Source organism: Mesorhizobium sp. M2A.F.Ca.ET.039.01.1.1, assembly GCF_003998035.1.
Lineage (GTDB): Bacteria > Pseudomonadota > Alphaproteobacteria > Rhizobiales > Rhizobiaceae > Mesorhizobium.
This window is the reverse complement of record NZ_RZRY01000454.1, coordinates 1-5,281: the sequence shown is the minus strand read 5'-3', so window position 1 is coordinate 5,281 and position 5,281 is coordinate 1. Positions and strand designations below refer to the sequence as shown.

Genomic DNA, 5,281 nt, shown 5'->3' with positions numbered 1-5,281 from the left:
TTAGGGAGGACCCTAATAAAATTCGTGCCCAGCCTTCTCAACCGCCGTGCTTTCGTGGCCCTGGCCGCAGCGTCGATGCTTGCCGGCGCGATGCATTCGGCGCCCGCCTCGGCGGCCGACGTGACCATTCCGATCATCGTCAAGGACACCACCTCCTTCTACTGGCAGATCGTGCTGGCCGGCGCCCGCAAGGCAGGCAAGGACCTCGGCATCAACGTGCCGGAGCTCGGTGCCCAGGCCGAGACCGACGTCAACGGCCAGATCTCGATCCTCGAAAACGCCGTCGCCAGCAACCCCGCCGCCGTCGTCATCTCGCCGACCGAGTTCAAGGCGCTTGGCAAGCCGATCGATGAGGCGGCTTCCAAGGTCAAGGTCATCGGCATCGACTCCGGCGCCGACTCCAAGGCCTTCACCTCCTTCCTCACCACCGACAACGTCCAGGGCGGCCGCGTTGCTGCTGACGGTCTCGCCGCCGCGATCGGCGCCGCCAATGGCGGCAAGGTGGAAGGCAAGGTCGCGCTGATCACGGCCCTTCCCGGCGCCGGCTCGCTTGAGCAGCGCAAGCAGGGCTTCATCGAACAGATCAAGGCCAAATATCCGGGCCTCGAGCTCGTCGCCGACAAATACGCCGACGGCCAGGCCACCACCGGCCTCAACATCGCCACCGACCTGATCACCGCCAATCCGGACCTCAAGGGCATCTTCGCCTCGAACTTGATCATGGCGCAGGGCGTCGGCCAGGCCATCGCCGAGAACAATCTCGGCGGCAAGGTGGCGCTGATCGGCTTCGACAGCGACGAGAAGCTGATCAAGTTCCTCAATGACGGCGTCATCTCCGGCCTCGTCGTCCAGGACCCGTACCGGATGGGCTATGACGGCGTCAAGACCGCTCTGGCTGCCTCGAAGGGCGAGAAGGTGGAGGCCAATGTCGACACAGGCGCCAACCTCGTCACCAAGGACAACATGAAGGACCCGAAGATCGACGCGCTGCTCAACCCGAAGCTCAACTGAGCAAGCATCGTCGCACTCGTTTCCGGGGCCTCGCGCCCCGGAAACATCCGTCAGGCGATTTGGAAATCCGCGGGCCTGATCTAGGTTTTGACTCCAAGATGCGCGTCAGACGCATCGCTGCATACCCAATGGTTGAGACCAATGTGGGAGGATTGTCATGACGTCGACGGCGCAGGAACTGCACCCCGCCCCCACGCTGGCCCCGGGCAGGACGATCCTCGAGCTCAACGGGCTGGAAAAGCGCTACCCTGGCACGCATGCGCTGAAGGCGGTGCATCTCGCCTTCAAGGCCGGCGAGATCCACGCCATCGTCGGCGAGAACGGCGCCGGCAAGTCGACGCTCATCAAGCTGCTCACCGGCGTCATGCCGCGCACCTCCGGCGAGGTGATCTGGGAAGGCAAGCCAGTGGCCTTGGCCACGCCGCATGAGGCGATGGCGCTGGGCATCAACGCCGTCCACCAGGAGGTGGTGCTTTGCCGCCATCTCACGGTCGCCGCCAACATGTTCCTCGGCGAGGAGGAGTCCCGCTTCGGCCTCCTGCAGCAGCGCGCCATGGTCAAGGAAGCGCAGAAGATCATCGACGGATTGGGCTTCGACCTGCCGGCGCATGTCGTGCTCGGCGATCTCACCATCGGCCAGCAGCAGCTGATCGCCGCCGCTCGCGCCACGGTGCGCGGCACGAAATTCCTGATCTTCGACGAACCGACCGCCTATCTCACCCGCAAGGAGGCCGACCAGCTCTTCAAGCTGATCCGAAGGCTGAAGGGCGAAGGTGTCACCATCATCTACATCAGCCACCGCATGGAGGAAGTGTTCGAGCTTGCCGATCGCGTTTCGGTGCTGCGCGACGGCACGTTGGTCGGCACCCGCAACATCGCCGAGACCGACGAGGCCGAGCTGGTCAAGCTGATGATCAACCGCTCGATCGAGCAGATCTACCACAAGGAACATTTCACGCCCGGCGCCACGATCGTCGAGACGAAGAACCTTTCCGGCAAAGGTTTCGAGAATGTCTCGGTGACCGTCCGCGCCGGCGAGATCGTTGGCCTCTATGGTCTGATCGGCGCAGGCCGCAGCGAGTTCGTCACCACGCTTTACGGCCGTCACAGGAAATCGGCCGGCCAGATCCTGTGGCAGGGCAAGGAGGTCCAGGTCAATTCCGAGCACGACGCCATAAGGCTCGGCATGGCGCTGGCCCCCGAAAGCCGCCGCGACCAGGGCCTGTGCCTCAACCTGTCGGTCGGCATGAACCTCAACCTGCCGATCTACAAGCGCATTTCCAGCAACGCGCTCATCTCGGGCGCCAAGGAGAAGGCCGAAGCCGATCGCCAGATCGCGGACCTGCGCATCAAGACGCCGACACGCAGCGCGCTCGCCTCCAGCCTCTCGGGCGGCAACCAGCAGAAGATCGTCATCGGCAAATGGCTGGCGCATGGCGCCAAGCTGTTCATCTTCGACGAGCCAACGGTGGGCGTCGATGTCGGCACCAAGGCCGAGATCTACCGCCTGTTCTCGACGCTGCTGTCGAAGGGGGCCGGCATCATCCTGATCTCGTCCTATCTGCCGGAAGTCTACGAGCTTGCCGACACGCTCCACGTGTTCCGGCGCGGCAAGCTGGTCGCCACGCATGGGTTCCGCACCGCGAGCCACGAGGACATTCTGGGTCAGGCGCTGGCCGAGAAACAAGAAAAGACGGGAGGACAAAAATGAGCACCGAGGCGATCCCCGCCGAAAAATCCAAGCGCAATTTCAACGCGCTCTTCGGCCTGACCCTGCTTGGCCTGCTGCTGCTGATGTGGATCGTGCTGGCCGTCGCCACGCCCTCCTTCGCCACGGCGCTCAACATCACCAATCTTCTGCGCCAGGGCTCGCTGATCGCCATCCTCGCCGTCGGCCAGACCTTCGTCATCATCACCGGCGGCATCGACCTGTCGGTCGGCGCGGTGGTCGGTTTCACCACCGTTGTGGTGGCGCTTCTGATCAATGCCGGCTGGCCGATCTGGGCGGCGGTGCTGATCACCTTGCTGGTCGGCGTCGCCATCGGCCTCTTCCACGGCTTCGGCATCGTCAAGATGGGCCTGCCGCCCTTCATCATCACCCTGGCCACCATGACCTCGCTGCGCGGCATCGGCCTCCTGATGACCAACGGCAACTCGATCTCGATCAACAGCGATCCGTTCCAGGCCTTCTCCCGCGGCTCGCTGTTCGGCATCCCCTATCTGTTCTGGATGGTGATCCTGGTCGCCATCCCGTCCTACATCTTCCTGCACCACACGCGCTGGGGCCGCTATCTGTTCTCGGTCGGCTCCAACGCCGAAGCCGCGCGCCTGTCTGGCGTCAACGTGCCGCGCACCATCTTCATGGCCTATATCCTCTCCGGTCTGCTCGCCGCCTTCGTCGGCGTGCTGCTCGCCTCGCGCATCGGCATCGGCAATCCGACGCAGGGCGACACCTACGAACTGCAGGCCATTGCTTCGTCGGTGATCGGCGGCACCTCGCTCTTCGGCGCGATCGGCTCCGTGCACGGGCCGCTGATCGGCTCTTTCATCCTTTCGACGATCAACAACGGCGCCAACCTGCTCAACGTCAACACCTTCTGGCAACGCGTCATCACCGGAGCACTGATCATCGTCATCGTCTACTTCGACGGCTTGCGCCGTCGCGGCAAGTGACTCCTCCCAGAAACTAACGCGCCGGCCCGGCCGGACCGAGGCCGGCGCCCTTTTTGGATCTGTTCAATGAAAGCCGTCGTTTGCCGCTCGCCCGGCGACCTTGTCCTCGAAGACCGCGCAGCGCCAGGCGCGCCACCACCCGGCTGGGCGCGCGTCGCCGTCAGCCATGTCGGCATCTGCGGCACCGACTATCACATCTTCGAAGGCAAGCATCCCTTCCTCGCTTATCCGCGCATCATGGGCCATGAGGTTTCCGGCACCATCGTCGAAAAGGGAGAAGGCATCGATCTTGCCGTCGGCGAACCGGTCATCATCAACCCCTATCTTTCATGCGGCAAATGCATCGCCTGCCGGCATGGCAAGCCGAATTGCTGCGTGAAGATCGAGGTGCTGGGCGTCCATCGGGACGGCGCGATGTGCGACGAGATCCTGGTGCCGGCGCAGAACCTTTATCCGACGAACGGCCTGTCGCTGGCCGATGCCGCGGCGGTGGAATTCCTGGCGATCGGCGCGCACGCGGTGCGCCGATCGCTCGGGCAGCCCGGCCAGCGTACACTGGTCATCGGCGCCGGCCCTATCGGGCTCGGCACGGCGATATTCGCCCGCATCGCCGGCCTGGATATCAGCCTGTTGGACATGAGTAGCGAGCGCCTCGGCTTCGCCGAAAAGGAACTCGGCTTTGCCCCGCTCGACACCTCGAAGGCATCGGCTGCCGACCTAGTGCGGCAGGCGACCGGCGGCGAAGGGTTCGACCTCGTCTTCGACGCGACCGGCAACACAGCATCGGTGCAGTCGGCCTTCGCCCATGTCGCGCATGGCGGCACGCTGGTGCTGGTCAGCGTCGTCAAGGACGACATCACCTTCTCCGACCCCGAATTCCACAAGCGCGAGATGACGCTGGTCGGCAGCCGCAACGCGCTGAAGGCCGACTTCGAGCATGTCGCCGCATCGATCCGCAACGGCGCCGTGCCGTTGGGCAAGCTCGTCACCCATCGCACCACGCTCGCCGCAACGCCGCGCGATCTGGCGCGATGGACGCATGAGAAATCGGGGCTGATCAAGGCGGTTATCGAGGTGGGGTGAGAGACGCCGGCATAGAGATTTCCGGCCCTGGATATCTGGCAATCGCAGCCTTGGTGATTGGCCGAAGCGCCTACCCCTTCGTCATCCGCGGGCGGAGCAAGGAGCGAAGCGACGCGCGCAGACCCGAGGATCCATTCCGTGACTTCGAAGCTCTGCGACGATCCAGAATTCTGCTCTGTCGCATTCCACGGTCGAGGTAACGGAATGGATCCTCGGGTCTGCGCTCCGCTTCGCGTCGCTCCGCCCGTGGATGACGACTTCTGGGTTGTCCCCCCGGAATGACTACGGTGGGCTAATCGCCGGCCGACAACCTCAACTCCACCCGCTCCGCCGGGAACCTCGACTCCGCGAACTGGATCGGCTCACCGTCGAGCGTGACGTTGACGGCGACGGTGACCAGCACGATGGCGCCCGGCTGCAGATCGAGCGCTGCGAGGTCGTCGGCGTCGGCATGGCGTGCCGACAGCACCGTCGAGTGCCGCAGATAATCATTGACGCCGAAGCGCTTCAGCGA

At 64.3% G+C, this 5,281-nt stretch carries 5 protein-coding genes; 4 read left to right on the top strand and 1 reads right to left on the bottom strand.

Going from position 1 to position 5,281, the window contains the following annotated elements; translation table 11 throughout:
- Positions 1 to 15 precede the first annotated feature (15 nt).
- The 4 genes from EOA24_RS26600 (at position 16) to EOA24_RS26585 (ending at position 4,767) form a co-directional block, all read left to right on the top strand.
- The gene (locus EOA24_RS26600) at positions 16 to 1,011 is read left to right on the top strand and encodes an ABC transporter substrate-binding protein (RefSeq protein ID WP_127410238.1); all 996 of its coding nucleotides are present in this window, start codon (positions 16 to 18) and stop codon (positions 1,009 to 1,011) included.
- A 157-nt stretch (positions 1,012 to 1,168) separates the two neighbouring features.
- Complete coding sequence (locus EOA24_RS26595; RefSeq protein WP_126081152.1) at positions 1,169 to 2,722, top strand: sugar ABC transporter ATP-binding protein; 1,554 nt, start codon at positions 1,169 to 1,171, stop codon at positions 2,720 to 2,722.
- Positions 2,719 to 3,684, top strand: a complete 966-nt coding sequence (locus EOA24_RS26590; RefSeq protein WP_126081151.1) for an ABC transporter permease — start codon at positions 2,719 to 2,721, stop codon at positions 3,682 to 3,684. Before EOA24_RS26595 ends, EOA24_RS26590 begins: the two co-directional genes overlap by 4 nt.
- 66 nt (positions 3,685 to 3,750) lie before the next feature.
- On the top strand, positions 3,751 to 4,767 hold the full coding sequence (locus tag EOA24_RS26585) for a zinc-binding alcohol dehydrogenase family protein (RefSeq protein ID WP_126081150.1): 1,017 nt from the start codon (positions 3,751 to 3,753) through the stop codon (positions 4,765 to 4,767).
- A gap of 292 nt (positions 4,768 to 5,059) precedes the next feature.
- Here EOA24_RS26585 and EOA24_RS26580 read toward each other — a convergent pair.
- On the bottom strand, positions 5,060 to 5,281 hold a 222-nt coding region (locus EOA24_RS26580; RefSeq protein ID WP_127410237.1), incomplete at its 5' end, for a UTRA domain-containing protein.